Genomic DNA, 657 nt, shown 5'->3' on the forward strand with positions numbered 1-657 from the left:
CGCTCGATCAGCGACAGCAGTTCTTCTCGTTCTTTCTTCGCCAACTTCACTGGCGTTGCATGACGACCTTGGCTCATCTCGAAATGATAGCCAAGACAATCATTTAATCAAGCTATTTAGGGGATGTTGTACTAGGACGGCAGTACCTGCGGTGCGGGTCTCCAGCTCGATAAAGAACTGACCTCCATCGGCCCGAAGGATGGCGTTGAGCACGCCACCGGCTTCTGCGGCGGCGGTGGCCTGCGACACGTCGAGAGTTTTCATCACGAACCCGATAGATGAGGTTTCCACGGTCAATAGTAACACGTGTATCAAACAACGTTTATGCGTGGCTAAACCGCAGATGGAATAACGGAATAACAACCAACCGCAAGTCTTGCGCTACGCGCGACTCAAGGTAAGATCCCGTCCAGACCACGATGGAGGCAGGCATGAACAAACAGGATCTAATTGAAGCCGTCGCCGCGCAAGCGGGTGTGAGCAAGTTGGCGGTTCAGGAAACTATCAATGCGGTGCTCGACACGATCTCGCAGCAACTGGCCGCGGGTCATGCGGTTCAATTGGTAGGCTTTGGTAGCTTTAGCAGGCCGTTGAAATATCCGTCGTTGGCGCGCTAAGGCGCGTTGCGACGGATGCTGAACTCGCACTTCTGAGACG

The 657-nt window shown here is 54.0% G+C and carries 2 protein-coding genes; one reads left to right on the plus strand and one right to left on the minus strand.

What is annotated here, in order from left to right:
- Window positions 1-99: 99 nt before the first annotated feature.
- Entirely contained in the window at window positions 100-264 is a 165-nt protein-coding gene (locus tag AWB74_RS46795) for a hypothetical protein (protein ID WP_160110421.1), read from the minus strand.
- A gap of 167 nt (window positions 265-431) precedes the next feature.
- Between AWB74_RS46795 and AWB74_RS45165 the strand changes: the two genes are divergently transcribed.
- A complete protein-coding gene (locus AWB74_RS45165; protein WP_087039609.1) occupies window positions 432-617 on the plus strand; it encodes an HU family DNA-binding protein in 186 nt (61 codons plus the stop codon).
- Window positions 618-657 lie beyond the last annotated feature (40 nt).

This window comes from Caballeronia arvi, from assembly GCF_001544695.2.
GTDB lineage: Bacteria > Pseudomonadota > Gammaproteobacteria > Burkholderiales > Burkholderiaceae > Caballeronia > Caballeronia arvi.

What these genes read in the sequence shown, in the direction of transcription:
- AWB74_RS46795 (WP_160110421.1), bottom strand. Translation starts at nt 264, where the DNA reads ATGAAAACTCTCGACGTGTCGCAGGCCACCGCCGCCGCAGAAGCCGGT.
- AWB74_RS45165 (WP_087039609.1), top strand. Translation starts at nt 432, where the DNA reads ATGAACAAACAGGATCTAATTGAAGCCGTCGCCGCGCAAGCGGGTGTG.